General features: G+C 56.0%; 10 protein-coding genes. 3 read left to right on the forward strand and 7 right to left on the reverse strand.

What is annotated here, in order from left to right; genetic code table 11:
• Positions 1-18: 18 nt before the first annotated feature.
• The 3 genes from ACYQ54_RS25050 to ACYQ54_RS25060 all read right to left on the reverse strand — a co-directional run bounded on the left by ACYQ54_RS25050 (position 19) and on the right by ACYQ54_RS25060 (position 7,699).
• Positions 19-1,344: an HlyD family type I secretion periplasmic adaptor subunit gene (locus tag ACYQ54_RS25050; RefSeq protein WP_460087344.1), complete on the reverse strand. Its 1,326-nt coding sequence runs from the start codon at positions 1,342-1,344 to the stop codon at positions 19-21.
• A complete protein-coding gene (locus tag ACYQ54_RS25055) occupies positions 1,344-3,116 on the reverse strand; it encodes a type I secretion system permease/ATPase (RefSeq protein WP_460087345.1) in 1,773 nt (590 codons plus the stop codon). The genes ACYQ54_RS25050 and ACYQ54_RS25055 overlap by 1 nt, the downstream gene beginning before the upstream one ends.
• A 68-nt stretch (positions 3,117-3,184) precedes the next feature.
• On the reverse strand, positions 3,185-7,699 hold the full coding sequence (locus ACYQ54_RS25060) for a VCBS domain-containing protein (RefSeq protein WP_460087347.1): 4,515 nt from the start codon (positions 7,697-7,699) through the stop codon (positions 3,185-3,187).
• A gap of 435 nt (positions 7,700-8,134) precedes the next feature.
• On the opposite strand from ACYQ54_RS25060, the gene ACYQ54_RS25065 reads away from it, so the two are divergent.
• The 3 genes from ACYQ54_RS25065 (at position 8,135) to ACYQ54_RS25075 (ending at position 13,163) form a co-directional block, all read left to right on the forward strand.
• Positions 8,135-9,238 carry a helix-turn-helix transcriptional regulator gene (locus ACYQ54_RS25065; RefSeq protein WP_460087348.1) on the forward strand — a complete coding sequence of 368 codons (1,104 nt, stop codon included), beginning with the start codon at positions 8,135-8,137 and terminating at the stop codon, positions 9,236-9,238.
• A gap of 11 nt (positions 9,239-9,249) precedes the next feature.
• Positions 9,250-11,586, forward strand: coding sequence for a carbamoyltransferase HypF (gene hypF, locus ACYQ54_RS25070; protein WP_460087349.1), 2,337 nt, complete (start codon positions 9,250-9,252; stop codon positions 11,584-11,586).
• Between the two features lie 485 nt (positions 11,587-12,071).
• A complete protein-coding gene (locus ACYQ54_RS25075; RefSeq protein ID WP_460087350.1) occupies positions 12,072-13,163 on the forward strand; it encodes an acyltransferase family protein in 1,092 nt (363 codons plus the stop codon).
• Between the two features lie 101 nt (positions 13,164-13,264).
• Here ACYQ54_RS25075 and ACYQ54_RS25080 read toward each other — a convergent pair whose 3' ends face one another.
• Genes ACYQ54_RS25080 through ACYQ54_RS25095 form a run of 4 tightly spaced genes read right to left on the reverse strand, consistent with a single transcriptional unit; the run spans position 13,265 to position 16,698 of the window.
• Positions 13,265-14,461, reverse strand: coding sequence for a DegT/DnrJ/EryC1/StrS family aminotransferase (locus ACYQ54_RS25080; protein ID WP_460087351.1), 1,197 nt, complete (start codon positions 14,459-14,461; stop codon positions 13,265-13,267).
• A 13-nt stretch (positions 14,462-14,474) separates the two neighbouring features.
• Positions 14,475-15,164, reverse strand: coding sequence for a PIG-L deacetylase family protein (locus ACYQ54_RS25085; RefSeq protein WP_460087352.1), 690 nt, complete (start codon positions 15,162-15,164; stop codon positions 14,475-14,477).
• Positions 15,161-16,081 carry a methionyl-tRNA formyltransferase gene (locus tag ACYQ54_RS25090; RefSeq protein WP_460087353.1) on the reverse strand — a complete coding sequence of 307 codons (921 nt, stop codon included), beginning with the start codon at positions 16,079-16,081 and terminating at the stop codon, positions 15,161-15,163. The genes ACYQ54_RS25085 and ACYQ54_RS25090 overlap by 4 nt, the downstream gene beginning before the upstream one ends.
• Positions 16,078-16,698 (reverse strand): sugar transferase, encoded by a 621-nt coding sequence (locus ACYQ54_RS25095; RefSeq protein WP_460087354.1) that lies wholly within the window; start codon positions 16,696-16,698, stop codon positions 16,078-16,080. Before ACYQ54_RS25095 ends, ACYQ54_RS25090 begins: the two co-directional genes overlap by 4 nt.
• Between the last annotated feature and the right edge of the window lie 858 nt (positions 16,699-17,556).

Genomic DNA, 17,556 nt, shown 5'->3' on the forward strand with positions numbered 1-17,556 from the left:
CCGTTTCCGGCTGCGCACTTAGAGAACGCGTTCTTCCCGGAATGCCCGTCCAAAGGACTGCAGCACAGGGTCCAGGAGATAGCGCATCGGCGTATGGGCTCCTGTTTGTATGAAGACTTGTGCGGGCATGCCCGGCACCAGCTCAAAGCCGCCCCCGGCCTCCCGGATATTGTCGGACGTGACCCGGACCCGCACCGTGTAATACTGCTCTCCCGTCTGATCGTCGGTTTCGGCATCGGCACCGACCTGGAAGACATGCCCCTTCAAGGGCTTCATGTGCCGCCCCATGAAAGAAGTGAGCTGAACTTTGGCGCCCATCCCGATCATGACGTTGTCGATGTCGGACGTACGCAGGCGAGTGTCGAGGATGAGTTCCTCGTTTTGGGGAACGATGGTGATGATGGGTTCGCCCGGCCGCACGACGCCGCCAACCGTCTTGTAGTTGACCTTGAGCACCCGCCCTTCGATCGGGGAGATGATCTCTGTCCGGTTCAGAATGTCGGAAGTGGCGGAAAGCGCCTCGTCGGCCTGAGCGATCTCCGCGTTGATCTCAGACAATTGCTCGGCAACCTTCTCACGTTCTTCGCTGACGGCCGTCAGCTCCGCGATCTTGATTTCCTCGATCTTCTGCCGGGCACGGGCGATTGTTGAGCCGATTGCATTGCGCTCCGACCAGAGCTCGGCCCGCTTGCGTTGCAGAGCCAGAAGCTCGGGCTGCCTCATGAGACCTTTTTTCATCAGGACCTTTTTGCTTTCCAGTTCCTGGTCCAGCAGCACGATCTGCTCATCCATGCCGTCGATCTGAGCTTTCAGACTGTTGATTTCTGCTTCAACCTGGCCAGCCTGCACACGATAGGTGTTCGTCTGCCTGTCAAGAAGCTCGCGCCGCACCTTGAACTTGATAATCTCGTTGGCGACGAACTGCTGGTAGCTTTTGTCGACAGACATGACCGACGGCATCTTGACCTCGAAGGTATCATCGCCACGCTCTTGTGCCAGAAGCCGGTCTCTGGTCACCGTATAGCGCTGGTGCTTGCGATAGATCGACAGGTAGTTCGCTGTCGCCAGTGCCTGGTCAAGAACCATGAGAACCTGACCGTCCTTGACGAAATCACCCTCTTTGACATTGAGCTCGCGCACGATCCCGCCTTCCAGATGCTGCACCACGCGCAAGCTTCCGTCCGGGCTGACCTTGCCGGCAGCGATAGCGGCCGACGACAATTCCGCGAGACTCGCCCAGATCCCCGTGCCGAAGAAACAAACCGCGACGACGACGAAACCCAGGACCCAATGAAGTCGAATGGAGCGCCGGAGTAACAACGCTGGGTTTTGTTGCTTGTTCATCACTGACCTCCCTGTGTTTCGTTGGCTGGTGAAGTGCGTTTTGCTTGCTCCGGCTGGATCTTGCCAAGTTTCTGCAGAATATCGCTGACTGGACGAATGGCGTGCTTCATGAACTCCTCGCCAGTTTGTGTCTTCTGAATCGTGCCGTCCGCGAGGGTGATAATCAGATCGACTTTCGAAAGCGCCGATGGTCTGTGACTGACGATGATGACCGTACAGCCTTTTTCTCGAAGGAGAACAAGGCACTCCTGAAGCGACGCTTCGCCGTCGCTGTCCAGATTGGAGTTCGGCTCATCAAGAATGATCAGCTTTGGAAGATCGTAGATGGCCCTGGCCAGCCCGACTCGCTGAGCCTGCCCGCCGGACAGGCGAAGTCCGCCCGGCCCGATCATGGTTTCATAGCCGTTCGGCAGTCCGTTGATCATGTCGTGGCAGCCGGCGAGGCGTGCGGCAGCCACAACCTTTTCATCCTCCGGCTCTCCCATCCGGGCGATGTTTTCCTTCACGGTGCCGTGCAGCAGTTCCACGGACTGCGACAGGTAGCCGATATTCCGACCAAGCTGTTGCGGGTCCCAATTGGTCATGGCGACACCGTCAAGACGCACCGAGCCGGAACTCGGATCCATTGCGCCGATCAGCAATTTGCACAAGGTGCTCTTTCCTGACCCGGAATGCCCAACGATTGCATTCAGCGTTGCCGGTTTGATGTCGATGGTGATGTTGCGCAGCAAGGGCCGTTCCTGGCCTGAAACAAGCAAATTGACACCTTTGAGCTGCAGGTGGCCACTGGGATCCGGTTGCTGGGTCCTGTCGAAGTGAAGCGGGGCAGCCAGAAAAATATCTCTCAGCCGACGGTGAGACTGCATCGCGCCAACAATGCCCCGCCAGGCGCCAATAGCCTGTTCGGCAGGTGCAAGCGCGCGCCCCATGATGATTGACGCAGCAATCATCCCGCCCGGAGTAATTTCGCCGAGCGTGGCGAAATAGGCCCCGAGACCCAAGACGCTGATCTGTGCGGTGAACCGGATGAACTTGGTGACTGCGGCAGTCTTCGCTGAAAAGGAGGCGACGCTGAAAGTCGAATTGGCCACCAGTTCGTTATCGTTCCGGTAACGGGCGAGAACGCCAGGCAGCATTCCCATGCTGTAGACGCTTTCTGCGTGCTGTGTGGCGATGTCGATTGTCTGCTGCGCCCGCACACGAGCCGCCGCGGCACCAGCCATCCGGCGGCGGGTCACGGTGTCGTTGATACCCGCGATCATGACGATCAACACGCCGGCTGCGACGGCGACGAAGCCGAGGGCAGGGTGAATGAGAATAATGGCGCCGACGAAGAGGGGAACCCACGGCCCATCGAAGAAGGGCAGCACGCTCGAACTGCCAACGAACTGCCGGATGGTCGCAAGGTCGTTCATGGCATGTGAGTGGGATCTGCCCGTGGATCTTGCCGTCTGAATGATCGCATGAAGCAGATCGGCATGGACCGTTTCGTCCCACCACTTCGCGATGCTGGCAAGGATGGAACCCCGGATAGCGTCAAGAACCGCGATCACGGCCAGAAAGAAAATGACAATCATTGTCAGGAAGACGAGCGTTTCCAGATGGCCGCTCTGCATGACCCGGTCGAAGATCTGCTGCATGTAAAGAGGTGAAGCGAGGGTGCCGAGATTGACAAAGATCGAAAAGAAACCAACGGCAAAAAAGCCGGCCCAGGAAGAGCGATAGACCTTGAGAGCGGGATAAACACTTTCCCTTGCGCTGCGCACAGCCATGTAGACTCTCCAAAAAATTAATAAAAGGGGAGGAGAGGGCGCTTACGCCCTCTCCGGCAATCTCAGGATCAGACGATCACAGGACCGTCGCCGTCTTCGTCAAAGGTCGGGATGAGCATCTCGGGGATGTCACCGCCGCCGGCCGTGGTCCAGTCGTCACCACCGAAGGTGTTGGTCTTGTCCGGATCTACCGACAGTTCGATATCGAACTCGGCGGAGTTGGAGACGGCGTCATGGACATCCACTACAGTCACGGTACCGGACATGTTGGCGGTTTCGCCCTGATCCATCACCTGGGCCATTATGCGTTCCAGGTTATTGGTGAAAGTAACGCTGCCGTCGGCCTCTCCGATGTTGAGAAGACCTGCGGCTTCCAGATCGGCGATATCCAGCGTCACCTGGTGGCCTGCGATTGACAGGCTGAGAGTGCCCGAGATCTCGTCGATCTGGAGCGTTTCTGTTTCACCATCATCAACGTCGTTGGCAGATAGAAGCTCAAGGAGATTGAAGCTGCTTTCGTCGTTGTTCGAGTTACTGTGAACGACAGTGAACGAACCCGTGTAGTTCTCAATGGTGGGGGCGTCGTTCGAGCCGTTGATGGTGATGGTCACGTCCGTAGTGACGGTGCCGCCGTTATTGTCGGAAACCGTTACCGTGTAGACTTCCTCAACGCTGTCACCCAGGTTGAGCGCCTGAACATCGGCGTCGGACTGATCAATGGTGTAGGTCCATTCACCGGTGTCCTCGTCGATACTGAATTGCCCGAGCGCCCCGTCCACGACGGATGCCGAGTAGGTCAGTACATCCCGAATGTCGACATCTGCGCCGACAATCTGGCCATTGGCAACTTCGGTACCTGCTTCATCGACACCGGCTTCCGTAACCTCGCCGGTAATATCCTGGGAGACGATTGTCGGGTCGTCGTTGGTGCCGGTCACGACAACCATGACTTCCCGAGTATCCGACTCTCCGCTGTCGTCCGTAACGGTCAGCAGGTATTTGACTTCCAGCTGTTCGCCTTGGGCAAGGAAATCGAGTGCCGTTGCGGCGATTGCAAAGGTCCAGGTGGCACTTCCGTTGTTGGCGTTACCGGCCGATTGCTGCACCGTCAGAGCGGTGTTGAAGGCAACCTTCTGATCCGCGGTCAGAGTGAAACCACTGCCTGCGACTGGTTCGACAGAGGTGAACTGAGCGGTCACTTCCGGCGTGTCGGACAGGTCAAGGTCGGTGAAGAAGACCTCACCGGATGTTTCAAGCTGTGCCGGTGTATTGGCTTCCTCGAGAGCACCTTCGAAGACACCGCCAGAGAACATCGGTCCGTCGTTTGTGCCGGTGATCGTGATGGTGATCTGGGTGGTGTCTGTTCCTTCGGGGAACCAGTTCCGGTCGCTGACTTTTACGTCGAACGTCAGGGTCAGCGTTTCGCCATCCGCCAGCCAGTCGAGTGGAGCCGAGCCGTTGTAGGCATAGGTGAATTCAACATTCCCATCCGGTCCCTTGGGCACGGTGAAGATGTTGTTCAGTGCATCTCCGCTGGTGAAGTCGAAATTGGTAGCCATCAGAAGGCTGCTGATATCGACACCGTCCGGAATATCACCTTCCGAATAGTCCGGGGAGCCGGAGCCTTCGACCGAGATGTAGAGCGTGTCGCCCAGATCCGGATCGTCGACCACGATGTTGCCGGTCAATTCGCCGATATTCTGCGGATTGGCGTCGGGATCTTCGTCGACTGCGAAGTCAAGCACGCTTTGCTCGACAAGGATTTCCGGCTGGTCGTTGGTGCCGATGATCGTCACGGTGACCGGACGCTCGACGAAGGAGTCCGGGTCATTCGTGTCCTGAACCCGAAGCGTGTAGTCGATCGTCAGAACATCGCCTTCGGCAAGGAAGTCGATGGCCTTGTCCTGAACCTTGTAGGAATAGGTTACCCGGCCCTGATCGTCGAACTGGTCGAATGTCCAGAAGAGGAAGTTCGTATCCTTGGCCGTGAGGGCAGCGTAGATATCGCCCGGCATTTCCAGAATGTCGCCGGCACCGGAGGCCAGGGACAGGTTCGGTTCGCTGATCTGGACTTCAAAATTGCTCGGATTGACGACCGTGTCAGGATCATTGATCTCGAAGACACCGCCACGGGTATGGACGTAACCTGCGTCCTCTGTGTCTGGCAACTCGACGATGGGCAGGAAGTTCAGGGACAGGTCGTTGCCGATCGTCGGAGCATCGTTGGTGCCCGTGATCGTGATGGTAACATCCTGATCGACGATACCGCCGTTGCCGTCGTCGACCGTCACGGTGTAGACCACTTCGACCTTTTCGTCTGCGGCGAGGAAGTCAAGATGCTCTTCCGCCACGCTGTAAGACCAGTTGATCGTGCCGTTGTTCGTGTTGCCCGGGTCGGCGGACAGCCCGAAACCTGCCTGAATATTCGCGATCTGGCTGGCGGTGAGGCCGACACCATCAAGACCTTCAACGCTCTTGACCGCGAAAGTTGCCGTTGGCGTATCGGAGAGGTCGAGATCGGCGAATTCGATCGAGCCACTGTCGGACAGGGTGGACGGATCGCCTTCAACGATGGATCCGCTCACGTCAATCGCAGACAGCGTCGGGACGTCGTTTGTGCCGGTGATCGTGATGGTGATCTGGGTGGTGTCTGTGCCTTCGGGGAACCAGTTCCGGTCGCTGACTTTCACGTCGAACGTCAGGGTCAGCGTTTCGCCATCCGCCAGCCAGTCGAGTGGAGCCGAGCCGTTGTAGGCATAGGTGAATTCAACATTCCCATCCGGTCCCTTGGGGACGGTGAAGATGTTGTTCAGTGCGTCTCCGCTGGTGAAGTCGAAATTGGTAGCCATCAGAAGGCTGCTGATATCGACACCGTCCGGAATGTCGCCTTCCGAATAGTCCGCTTCGCCGGCGCCTTCGACCGAGATGTAGAGCGTGTCGCCCAGATCCGGATCGTCGACCACAATGTTGCCGGTCAATTCGCCGATATTCTGCGGATTGGCGTCGAGATCTTCGTCGACTGCGAAGTCAAGCACGCTCTGCTCGACAAGGATTTCCGGCTGGTCGTTGGTGCCGATGATCGTCACGGTGATCGGGCGCTCGACGAAGGAGTCCGGGTCATTCGTGTCCTGAACCCGAAGCGTGTAATCGATCGTGAGAACATCGCCTTCGGCAAGGAAGTCGATGGCCTTGTCCTGAACCTTGTAGGAATAGGTTACCCGGCCCTGATCGTCGAACTGGTCGAATGTCCAGAAGAGGAAGTTCGTATCCTTGGCCGTGAGGGCAGCGTAGATATCGCCCGGCATTTCCAGAATGTCGCCGGCTCCGGAGGCCAGGGACAGGTTCGGCTCGGTGATAATGACTTCAAAATTGGCCGGATTGACGACCGTGTCCGGATCGTGGACTTCGAAGACACCGCTCCGGGAATGGACGTAGCCTGCGTCCTCCGTACCCGGCCATTCCACAATGGGCAGGAAGTTCAGGGACAGGTCGTTGCCGATCGTCGGAGCATCGTTGCTACCGGTAACCGTAACCTTGAATTCGGCCTTGTCGCCACCGACGACCTGATAAATGAAGGTATCGACACCTTCCTCGCCATCGGCGAGACGGTTCGCTTCATCGGAATAGATGTAGCTGGCTTCGCCCGTTTCGACGTTCAGCAACAAGGTGCCGTATTCACCCTGAACCTCGAGCATGCCTTCTGCATCAGCGACGGCATCGACGTTGACTTCCGCGCCGCCGGCATTTTTCAAAGCCAGCTGGGTGATTACCTGGTCACCGGTTTCGCCGAGTTCATCGTCGTTACCGAGAACATTGAATGTTGCCGCGACTTCCGCTTCGTCGTCATCAGTGGTTTCGGTGACGTCGATTGCATCGTTATGGGCGACCAGCGCACCATCCGTGATACTGAAAAGATGGATATCACCGACTTCACTGCCTTCGCCGAACTGAACCAGTTCGATGTTGTAAAGGGTCGTGGTGCCGGAATCGCTTTCGATGCTGACAGAACCGTCTTCGTTGGTTTTGATGTCGTAATCTTCGGCTTTGCCGTTGAACTGGGCGACGTCTTTGTTGCCGCCGCGACCATCGATGATGTCACTGCCGCCATTACCGAAGAAGATGTTGTTCAGGCCGTTGCCGAGCAGAACGTCGCTGTTCACCGTACCGATGGCATTCTCGATGGATGACAGCAGATCGATGTCACCACCCTTGCTCACGGCGATACCGCTGCGCAGGTCGATGAAGATGCCGTTCTCTGTTCCGTTCAGGTAGGAGTAGTCGACCGTATCGACATCGTCACTACCGAGCAGGATGTCGATGCTGCCGTAACCGACAAGCATATCGTTACCGCTTCTGGCGAGAACGAGATCCAGCCCCGATGTTCCTTCGAGCGGCACATCCGCGCCCGTTGTTCCGTTAACAAAATTGATGCTGGAAACATCCGGCGTGGGGTCGTTGCCATCTTCTTCAATGTAGGTACCCACGACGTCAATGTCGTTGACCGAGGACGTATTGCTCTTGATGTCGGCCAGAGTGGCGCGGATTGAGTCAAAAAATTCCGAAAGATTAACGTTATTAGGCATTATTCCATTCCTCACTCGCTCCACCGGCTAACTGCCAGAGACAACCGGTGATTAAAGAACGGGTGTAAAAATCACCCCTGCTGAAATGCACGAGCAGACTAGCCAGACTGTTTCAATTTGAGCCATTCCCCAAATGGGGGCTGCTTTTTTCGAGGGGATTGTTAACCTTACCTTCTGATGAGGCTTCGAAAATACGCAGCGTAAACAATGCCTAGGAGAAAGCCTTAGAGTTTCAATGCTTTGGAGGGTGTTAACATTACCTATGGTCACCATACATCAGGGGATTAACTAATTATTAATTTTTTTGGCGCGCGAGAAAAATAAATCCTCACGGAATGCGGTATTGCCTCCCCTTAGAGTTGTGTATAGGATTGTATCGTTTTAATCGCGCCATTTTCGTTATTTTTGCAGCAGGTAGAATGTTGTGTTTTAGCAATGTCCGAGCAACTGGAAAAACTTATCTCAGAGTTATATGAGGGGGTTGAGAACAAGGAATTGTTTTCAGAAACTCTCTCGAAAATTGTTGCTTACCTTGGCGCAGCCCAATCTCATTTATTCCTTCTTGGCGAGGATAATTCTTCGATTGGGCTTAATTTTACCGCCAACATGGATCCAAATTTTCTGAATGAATACCACCAGAATTATGTCAATATCGATTATCGCCTCAAACTCATAATGGGCTCGCCCGTAGGGGCTGTCCTGACGGACGATCAGTTCAATACGGCTGACGGTTTGCGCTCCAGTCCGATCCATAACGACTTGTTTCCACGCTATGGTGTGAACAGGATCATGGGCAGCAATATCACTGTTGACGGTCAGTTTGGCTGGTTCGGCGTCACCAGCCAGCGCAAGGACGGAACCTTCTCGAAAGATGTAATGGAGGACTTCTCAAGGTTCGTCGTACATGCAAGGAAGGCGCTTCAACTTCGGCAGCTGAGCAAGGAAACCGGTGAACGGGAACTCGTGCACAGGTCGTCCAACGACGCACAAACTCACGCCGTCATCATGCTTGCCAATGGCGAGATCGAATACGTCAACAAAATCGCACGGGACATTCTCGACCTGGGTTTCGTGAGAATACAAAACGGTAGACTGGTGTGCCGCAATCCAAGTGAACAAAAGAAGCTGGAAGCAGTTCATCGGCGCGTGCGACACGGGGAAGCTCCACTGGTGCGTCTTCTCGACGACAAAACAAATGCGACATATGCCGTTCAGGTGTTCAATCCGCTCCCCCGGTTCGTCGATGGGCGACTGGAGCCAGCACGCTGGGTGACGTACAAAATCGTGCTGCTCAATCCTCAGGACAGTCTCTCATCGCGTACGCTGGACCGTGTCAGCCAGTTTTACGGTCTGAGTGTCAGCGAAAGCGCAGCCATAGCTGCGGTAATAGCCATGCAACCATTGGCGGATTTCTCCCGGCGCAAGGGAGTTCAGGAAGACACCGTACGCAAACAGCTGAAGTCAGCGATGACAAAGATGGCTGTCAATTCTCAAAAACAGCTGTTCCAGGTCTACGAGCGGTTCAAGGTCTTCGAGTGACGAGGATTGATATGGCGTCGCCTGAAATGGACCTCCCGGAAGAAAGACGGGCCTATGCCATTCGTGTGCGCGGTCTGGTGCAAGGCGTCGGGTTCCGGCCGTTTGTCTGGCAGCTCGCGACTTCCGCAGGGCTTGCGGGCGAGGTGCTCAACGATGCGGATGGGGTTCTGATCCGCACGTCGGGGACGCCCTCCGAAATCGAGAGATTTGCAATCCTGCTGAAGAGGCAGGCACCTCCTCTTGCCCGTGTCGAAACGGTCGAAGTGTCACGTTTGGACACGCAGCCAGAAGGTGACGACTTCAGGATATCCGCAAGCCGGGAAGGGCGGGTATCCACGGGGATCGTCCCGGATGCGGCCACGTGTCAGGATTGCGTCGCCGAAATCCTCGATCCGGAAAACCGCCGATACGGCTACGCCTTCACCAATTGTACCCATTGCGGTCCGCGGCTTTCCATCATCAGGGGGATTCCCTACGACCGCGGCAAGACCTCGATGCATGCCTTTTCCATGTGTGCCGATTGCCAGGCGGAGTATGAGGACCCGTCCAACAGACGCTTCCATGCCCAGCCCAACGCCTGTGCGGTTTGCGGTCCGCGCCTGTGGCTGGAAGAGCAGGGGGAAGAACTCGACCTTGCCGACCCGCTTGAGGAACTGGCAAAACGGATCAAGAGGGGGGAGATTGCGGCAATCAAGGGGATCGGTGGGTTTCATCTGGCCGTGGATGCGGCCAATGAGGACGCCGTTGCCGAATTACGCCGCAGAAAACACCGCCCGGACAAGCCCTTTGCGCTCATGGGGCGCGACCTGGACCAGATCAGGCGTTATTGCCGGGTGGCGGAAAGCGAGGCCGCCTTGCTCCAGTCCGGTGCGGCGCCGGTCGTGTTGTTGCGGAAGGATGGAGAACACCTTGCTGAGAGTGTCGCCCCGAGACAGGGGCATCTTGGATTCATGCTGCCCTACTCGCCTTTGCACCATCTGTTGATGCGGGCACAGCAGGGTCCAATCGTGCTGACATCAGGCAACCTGTCGTCTGAACCACAAGTCACCTCCAACGAAGATGCGCGTAACAGGCTGATCTGCATCGCGGACGTGATGCTCATGCATGATCGGGAGATCGTTAATCGTCTGGACGATTCCGTAACCCGTATCCAGCTAGGCAAACCGGTCTACTTGCGACGGGCGCGCGGCTATGCGCCTACGACCCTTCCCTTCCCGCTAACGAGGCGAGACAGTCGCTCGGTTTTGGCCATGGGCGGTGAACTCAAATCTGCTTTCTGCATGGCTAGGGGTGGGCAAGCGGTTCTTTCTCAGCACATTGGCGATCTCGAAAATGGGCCGACGCTTCAGGACTATTTCGCGATGCTGCAGCTTTATCGGGATCTTTACGGCTTCAATCCCGATGTCATCGCAGCCGACCGGCATGACGGTTATCTGTCCACGCAAGAGGGACGTCGAATTGCCAGGGAAAACGGATTGGCACTTGTGAGCGTGCAGCATCACCACGCACATCTGGCTTCCGTTCTGGCGGACAATGGTCATCCTCCGGATGGGGGCCATGTGCTCGGTATTATCCTGGATGGCACAGGGCTAGGTTCGGATGGAACGAATTGGGGCGGCGAATTCCTTCTTGGCGGCTACGGCTCCGTCGAGCGCCTGGGACATCTCGACCAGGTTTCACTGCCAGGTGGCAGCGCAGCGGTTAAGGAGCCCTGGCGAAATCTTTGCGCTCATCTTTTTGCGGTCTATGGGCCTGGCTATAGCGAAGTGTTTGAGAGGCTTGAGACAGGACGAAGACTGTCGGCAAAACCGCTGACCATTCTGACCAAAATGATGCAGCAAGGTGTCAATTCACCCATGTCTTCTTCCATGGGGCGCTTGTTTGATGCCGCCGCTGCACTTTTGGGCCTTTGTGTCGATGTCCAGACTTATGAGGGGCAAGCCGGATCATATCTGGAAGCATCCGCTGCGCGCGCGAACGGGCCGGGAAAGATCTATCCGATGGAGGTCATCACCGATGACGGGCTGCTGAGGCTCGGGTGCGGCGGTCTATGGAAAGGGCTTCTGGAAGATCTGGGCGCAGGTGTTGAAACGGAGCAGCTTGCCGCGAATTTTCACGCCAGCCTCGTCGAAGGGCTGACGAAATCGGCCGTTCGGATCGCATCGGCAAGACACGTTGGCACCGTCGCGCTTTCCGGCGGCGTCTTCCAGAACAGAATTCTCGCCAACGGCCTGGCCGCTTCGCTGAATGGTGCGGGACTGGAAGTCCTCACGCACCGAAACCTTCCCTCGAACGACGGAGGGTTGGCATTCGGCCAGGCAGCTGTTGCTCTCGCTCGAGAACCGTAATCGCATCAGAAACGGTGCCGGCTCGGTGCATTCTCTGGTCGGTCCGGGAAGGCGGAGGCCTTTCAGGTGCGGCAAACCGAAATCAAAACGGGGAATAGGCAGCTTCTTCAACGGTACCGGGTACGAGGCCGGTCAGGCACAACTTGCCTTAAAGTCAAAGAAAACGAAAAGAGCGCGGTTTCAAGCATTTCTGCAGAGGAGATTGTGCACGCGTTGATGAAATCTACCGGTAGGCAAATCGAATTTGACAACGCTATTGTTTGCGATAATACTTCTGAAATACTATTTTGAAATTGAAAAATAAGCTAGCATTCGCACGGTGGTCGATATCGAAGAGTCACCTGCGTGCGAACATGTCGAACAGGTTCGATACAAGATATCTGAACAATCTTAATCCATGTCGGGCAGCGAAGTCGTTCCGACTCAAACACGACTGACAATGGCCGTAAACCACCTCTGTTTTCGAAAATTGAATATGGTCCGATATGAATTCCACCTCGCCGCAAAGTTCGCAATTCAACTATTCCGTACACGGTCTGCGCGGCGTTGCGTCGATCATGGTGCTGATCGCCCATATTCTCGGTGGAACAGCCGAACACATCTACAATGACAGACCTGGATACGTTGAAGGGATTGTGCCATTTCACAACTTCGGCACATCCGGCGTGATGTTGTTTTTCGTAATCAGCGGGTTTGTCATCCTGCCGAGCGTGATGAGGTATTCTCCCACAGAATTTGCCCTCAGGCGCTTTCTGAGGCTCTATCCACTCTTTCTCGTGTCCACCTTGTTTTTTGCCGTCCTGAATGGCGCGACAAACAAGTATCCGGAACTGAACAACCTTGAGTCAGTCCTGTTTTCCCTGACCTTCCTGGATTTGTTCACAACAACAAAGCAAGTTGCCCCGAACGCCTGGAGCCTGACCTATGAAGTGATGTTCTATACGTTGGCCTGCATGACGTATTTTTTTCTGACACGAAAAATGAACATCTTCTGGAAGATCGTATCCCTGGCGATACCGGTACTGTTTACCTACTACTATCCGAAAGCGCTATTTTTTCTGTCAGGTGCCGCCGTTTACTGGATATACAGGAGTGAAGTCACCAGCGGTTTGAAGTACACGAAAACGCTTGAAGCCATTTCGTTTCTCGTCTGGGTCTATCTGGCTTCCACATGGGACTTCAAGTTTCGGACTTACGAGTTCTACGAGGCCTATCCGACCATCATACCCGCCCCCGCGCTCCTGGTCCTGTCCACCGCGACCTACTTCTTTTTTGCCGCGTCGAAGGAAAGCCTGACCGGAAAATTACTGAGCAACAAGATCATGTTCTTCTTCGGAACAATAAGCTACAGTTTCTATCTGGTTCATCCGTACATATACTTCGCCGTGCGACAAATATTCTCATATCTTGACCTGTTTGGCGATAATATATTCGTTTCACTTCTATTATTTGGATCGGTAGTATTTATCTTGTCGGCAATCTTTTCGCACTTTTCCTATCTGATTCTCGAGAGGTTGCCGTACCAAATCTTCTTCGGACAGAAAATCTACAGGAACAGACGGATTCAGAACGCCTGACAACGGGGACACGCCAATCAACGAAGGTTCGCGTGTGGACCCGAGGCGCCGATGGCCTCAAGGCCAATCTGGATTTTCCGGCATGACACTGGTTGGTCGCTTCAGGCGGGGGCCTTTGCGGGTGGTTTGTGCGACACCGCAAGCGATCGATCGGCGATCGAAACGACTTTTTCGGCCAGCTCGATGATCCGCTCGTGTTCCCAGGTGGTATCGACCAGGAAAGCGAGACTCGTCTCACCCAGCTGTTTGGCAACGGGAAGCGGTTTGTCGGGCCCCAGCCCGCGATCGCGAAACATTGCCTCTCGGTAGATCTCGGAACAGCTTCCGGAAAACGCAGGCAGACCCGCTTCGGCAATTTCGGCAAGGATCCGGTCGCGCGACCAGCTGTCGGCCATGGCCTCAGGACGCACGAAGGCGTAAAAGCGATAATAGGCATGGGTGAGGGACGGGGGAGGAACGGGAACCCGTAACGCTCTCGACCCGCTGAGGATCTCCGCAAGCGTGAAGGCATTGTGCGTCCGGTGGGCGCGGGTTTCCTCTAGCCGCGACAGTTGTATACGCCCGATTGCGGCCGAAGGTCCCGTCATGCGCAGGTTGGTGCCCGGACCAGAATCATGCAGCCATCGAAAGCCGGGCAGATGGTCTTTTTCAAATACAGTCGCGTAGCCCTTGCCGTGATCCTTGAAGCTCCAGGCACGAGACCAAAGGTCGGGGTTGTCGGTGAGAAGCATCCCCCCTTCGCCCCCTGTCGAAATTATCTTGTCCTGACAGAATGAATAGGACCCGAAATCACCAAGTGTCCCCACATGTCGTTCACCGATCATGGCGCCATGTGCCTGGGCGCAATCCTCGATCACCCAGATATTGTGGGCGCGGGCAAGGGCCAGGATACCGTCCATGTCGCAGGGCCAGCCTGCCAGATGCACGGGCAGGATGCCGACCGTTCGCGAGGTGATGAGGGGGGCAATCGTCTCCGGCGTGATATTCTGGCTGTCGGGGTCAATGTCGGCGAACACCGGGACGCCGCCGGCAAGAAGCACGCAGCTGGCAGATGCAACGAAGCTGCGCGGGGTCACGATGACCTCGTCACCCGGTTGAATGTCGAGAATCCGCAAAGCCGTGTCCAGTGTCACGGAACCATTGGCCATTGCGATTGCGTGAGCAGCGCCCGTGTAGTCGCAATATTCCGTTTCGAAGGCAAAGACGTCCGGGCCGGTCCAGGCATTCACCTTGCCGGACCGAAGGACGTCGGCGACGGCGTCGATCTCTTCGTCAGTGTAGACTGGCCAACCGCCCATGTTCTTCTCCTCCTCAGACCACACACCGTACGAGGACGAACCCCTCGGCGGCAGAACGGTGAACGGTCGCTCCGCGCAAGGTGGCCAGCGCCCTGAGGGCCTCAACCGACCTCTCGTGAGGGGCGTCGCGAACCTGACTTGCGAACAGCTGGAACGCTTCCAGCTTGCGCTCCAGCGTTGATGAAATGTCCACGAAGACATTCGGAACGAATGCTGGCGTCAGATACGGCGCATTCCAGTTGGTTTCCGACAGCGTTTCGTAAGCAGCGATGACCGAGGGATGCCGTGCCTGATGGGGCCGGCTGGCGACCAGGGTGGACAAAAAGCAGAGCTGATGGTCGAGGTGGATGTCGCCAGGATGCGGAGCAAGGACCAGGGTCGGGTCGAGATCCCGCACGAGAGTCCCCAGCCCACCGTTCAGGTCGGCATGGGGATGTTCAGCAAGTTCAGCTGCAGGAAAATCAAGCCAGTGGGTCTGCGAAATGCCCAGATGGGCGTGCGCGGCCGCGGCTTCTTCGCGGACCCTGCGGATCTGCTCGTCAGAAAACCGGGGCGCGCGGCCTCGTGTGACGATCGCGACATGCACCGCCCTGCCTTGGTCCGCAAGACGCGCAATGGTGCCTCCGGCACCCAGCACCTCGTCATCGGGATGGGGTGCGATTACGAGTGCCGGGCCGTCGCCGTTGAAGATAGGTGATTTCATGATACTGCCCGACTGCTGAGTTTGGAATGAAGACTGGGGCACCTGTCCGGGCCGGTCCATTCGAGAATTTCAAGACACTGCCCGTCGCCGCACGCGACTGTGAAGACCGAACCGTCAACCGCCTGGACCTGGCCCGGAAGGCCGATGTAACGGCCCTTGTGGGGGCAGTGCCTTGCGCGGAGTACGGTCAGCGTGTCGCCGTTGGACGTTTGGGTGAAAGCTCCAGGATAGGGAGGGCCTACGGCCCGGATAAGCCGATCGATCTCCTCGGCGGGGCGGGTCCAGTCGATAAGGCCATCTTCCGGACGCCGCCGCGCACATATGCTGACGCCGTCCTCCGATTGCGGTTCCGACGGGACGTCTCCGGACCGGATCTTGGTCAGCAGCGGCGGAAGCATCTGAGACACCGCGTTCCGGACGCGGTCATAGAGCTCGCGGGCGGTGATTGTTCCCGGGTCTATTTCATAGCGCATCTGCGCTGCGATCGGGCCGTCGTCGACGCCCTCGCCAAGCCAGAACAGCGTTGCACCGGCCTCGGATTCGCCCTGCAGGATCGTCCAGGGAATAACACCCCGTCCGCGCAGGCGCGGCAGGGCAGAGGGATGGAATCCGATACAGCCGAGCCGGGGAATCGCGCGAAAGTCCGGGCCGCAGATCTGGGACCAGCCGATGACGAGTATCAAATCGGGAGCGACTTCCCGAAGGACCTTGAGCGTCTCCTCGGAGTCGGACCGTGCTGTGTGGTGGACCGGTACGCCGTACGTTTCCGCCGTCGGTGCAAGATCGGCAAAGTCGGAATGCCGGCCGGACAGTTCCAGCGGCAGCGTCACCACGAGGGACGGAACGTGACCCGCGGTGCAAATTGCGGCAAGAGCTTCAAGAGACCCTTCAACCGCACCCACAAAGACGATCTTCATGCGGAAACCCGGTTGTTTTCGACCTCATTGTCGAGTTTTCTCCAGGAGCGTGCGGCATCCAGCCGGGTTGTGTTGCGGTGCTCACCGAACAATGCGACCCCAACAGTTTCGAAGAGGATCTGGAGATCAAGCGCAGCGGACCGATGGGCAATATACCAAAGGTCCAGCCGCAATTTCTCCTCGTTGCTCAACGCCGTATTACCGCTGACCTGAGCCCATCCTGTCAGCCCCGGTCGCACGGTTCCGCGTTGACGCCCGTCAGCCCCGAATTGCGCCACGGTCTCGGGCTTCAACGGTCGGGGTCCGACCAAAGCCATCTCGCCGCGAATGATTGACAACAGTTGAGGATATTCATCGAGCCGCATGCGTCTCAGCAAATTTCCAGCCGTTGAAACGCGTTTTTCGTCGGGAAGCAGGTTCCCGCCAGCGTCGCGTGCATCGCTCATGGTGCGCAGCTTGACGAGACAAAACACAGTGCCGCCTTTACCTGCTCGTGTCTGCCTGAAGAAAACCGGCTGACCAAGCGTAAAAAACGTGGCGAAAGCTGCGAACACAAACAACGGAAGCGCAACAATAAGAGCGCAAAGGCACAAAAAAACTTCGATAAACCTGTTCATCGGTATCCTAGGCTCCTGAAATCTTAAAAAAAACTCAGAGAAAATTCTGAACGCCAATAAAACTAGAATAGAAAGAAAACAACGATCTCCCAAGAAGCATCGGACCCGTATTATTGGCGTCCTCGCGAGAATTTACAAGAGAAACTCTCTTCGAGGTTCTCAGAATATGCCAACACGCGCTCAGATGCCCTCGAGGAAGTCCTTTAATATCTGATGGGTCGCAGGCGTCGGTGGTGTGCGAGTTTCCCCTGTTTCGAAGCGTCTGAGGAAATTGACGGCATAGTTGCAACGGAAACTCGAAACGGTCAGGCGGCAAGATGTTTTGTCCTTACCAGAATCGCCCCGACCACCCAGGCAGCTGCGTAACCCGGGCGGCGATCAGATGCGGATATTGCTGCCGCGATATCCTGTCGGACTCACCATAAATCAGGCTCCGCGATTGTGGCTATGACGTTTTTGGCATTGTCATAATGCACCATACTGAACTGGCTGATTTGTATTGTTTTTTCCGTTTTGCCCTGGGTTCTTGAGGTGTCGGAAAAGTCACCTAATTACACAGCGAAAAAATTTGTGGAAAAAAACTATTTATTAACCCTGCGTCATATGCTATAACATCGGTTGAAATTGCAAGACTAAATTTGACATGAAATCCTGTGACGTATGGCACTTTTTCATGTTCTGAAGATTATATTTTTTAATACTGATCATTTTTTTAATGGTCGACGTCCCGACTGCGGGCAAATCTTCGGAAAAACTGAAAATATTTGTCTATATTACATTCGAAAAGTGGCAATCTAGTTATATACTTTCAATTTTATAGATGCGCCGCCGTCACAGCAAAAGAAAACCAAGAATAAT

The organism is Roseibium sp. LAB1 (assembly GCF_054658235.1).

Coding starts and splice junctions, on each gene's coding strand:
- ACYQ54_RS25050 (WP_460087344.1), bottom strand. CDS start 1,344: ATGAACAAGCAACAAAACCCAGCGTTGTTACTCCGGCGCTCCATTCGA.
- ACYQ54_RS25055 (WP_460087345.1), bottom strand. CDS start 3,116: ATGGCTGTGCGCAGCGCAAGGGAAAGTGTTTATCCCGCTCTCAAGGTC.
- ACYQ54_RS25060 (WP_460087347.1), bottom strand. CDS start 7,699: ATGCCTAATAACGTTAATCTTTCGGAATTTTTTGACTCAATCCGCGCC.
- ACYQ54_RS25065 (WP_460087348.1), top strand. CDS start 8,135: ATGTCCGAGCAACTGGAAAAACTTATCTCAGAGTTATATGAGGGGGTT.
- hypF (WP_460087349.1), top strand. CDS start 9,250: ATGGCGTCGCCTGAAATGGACCTCCCGGAAGAAAGACGGGCCTATGCC.
- ACYQ54_RS25075 (WP_460087350.1), top strand. CDS start 12,072: ATGAATTCCACCTCGCCGCAAAGTTCGCAATTCAACTATTCCGTACAC.
- ACYQ54_RS25080 (WP_460087351.1), bottom strand. CDS start 14,461: ATGGGCGGTTGGCCAGTCTACACTGACGAAGAGATCGACGCCGTCGCC.
- ACYQ54_RS25085 (WP_460087352.1), bottom strand. CDS start 15,164: ATGAAATCACCTATCTTCAACGGCGACGGCCCGGCACTCGTAATCGCA.
- ACYQ54_RS25090 (WP_460087353.1), bottom strand. CDS start 16,081: ATGAAGATCGTCTTTGTGGGTGCGGTTGAAGGGTCTCTTGAAGCTCTT.
- ACYQ54_RS25095 (WP_460087354.1), bottom strand. CDS start 16,698: ATGAACAGGTTTATCGAAGTTTTTTTGTGCCTTTGCGCTCTTATTGTT.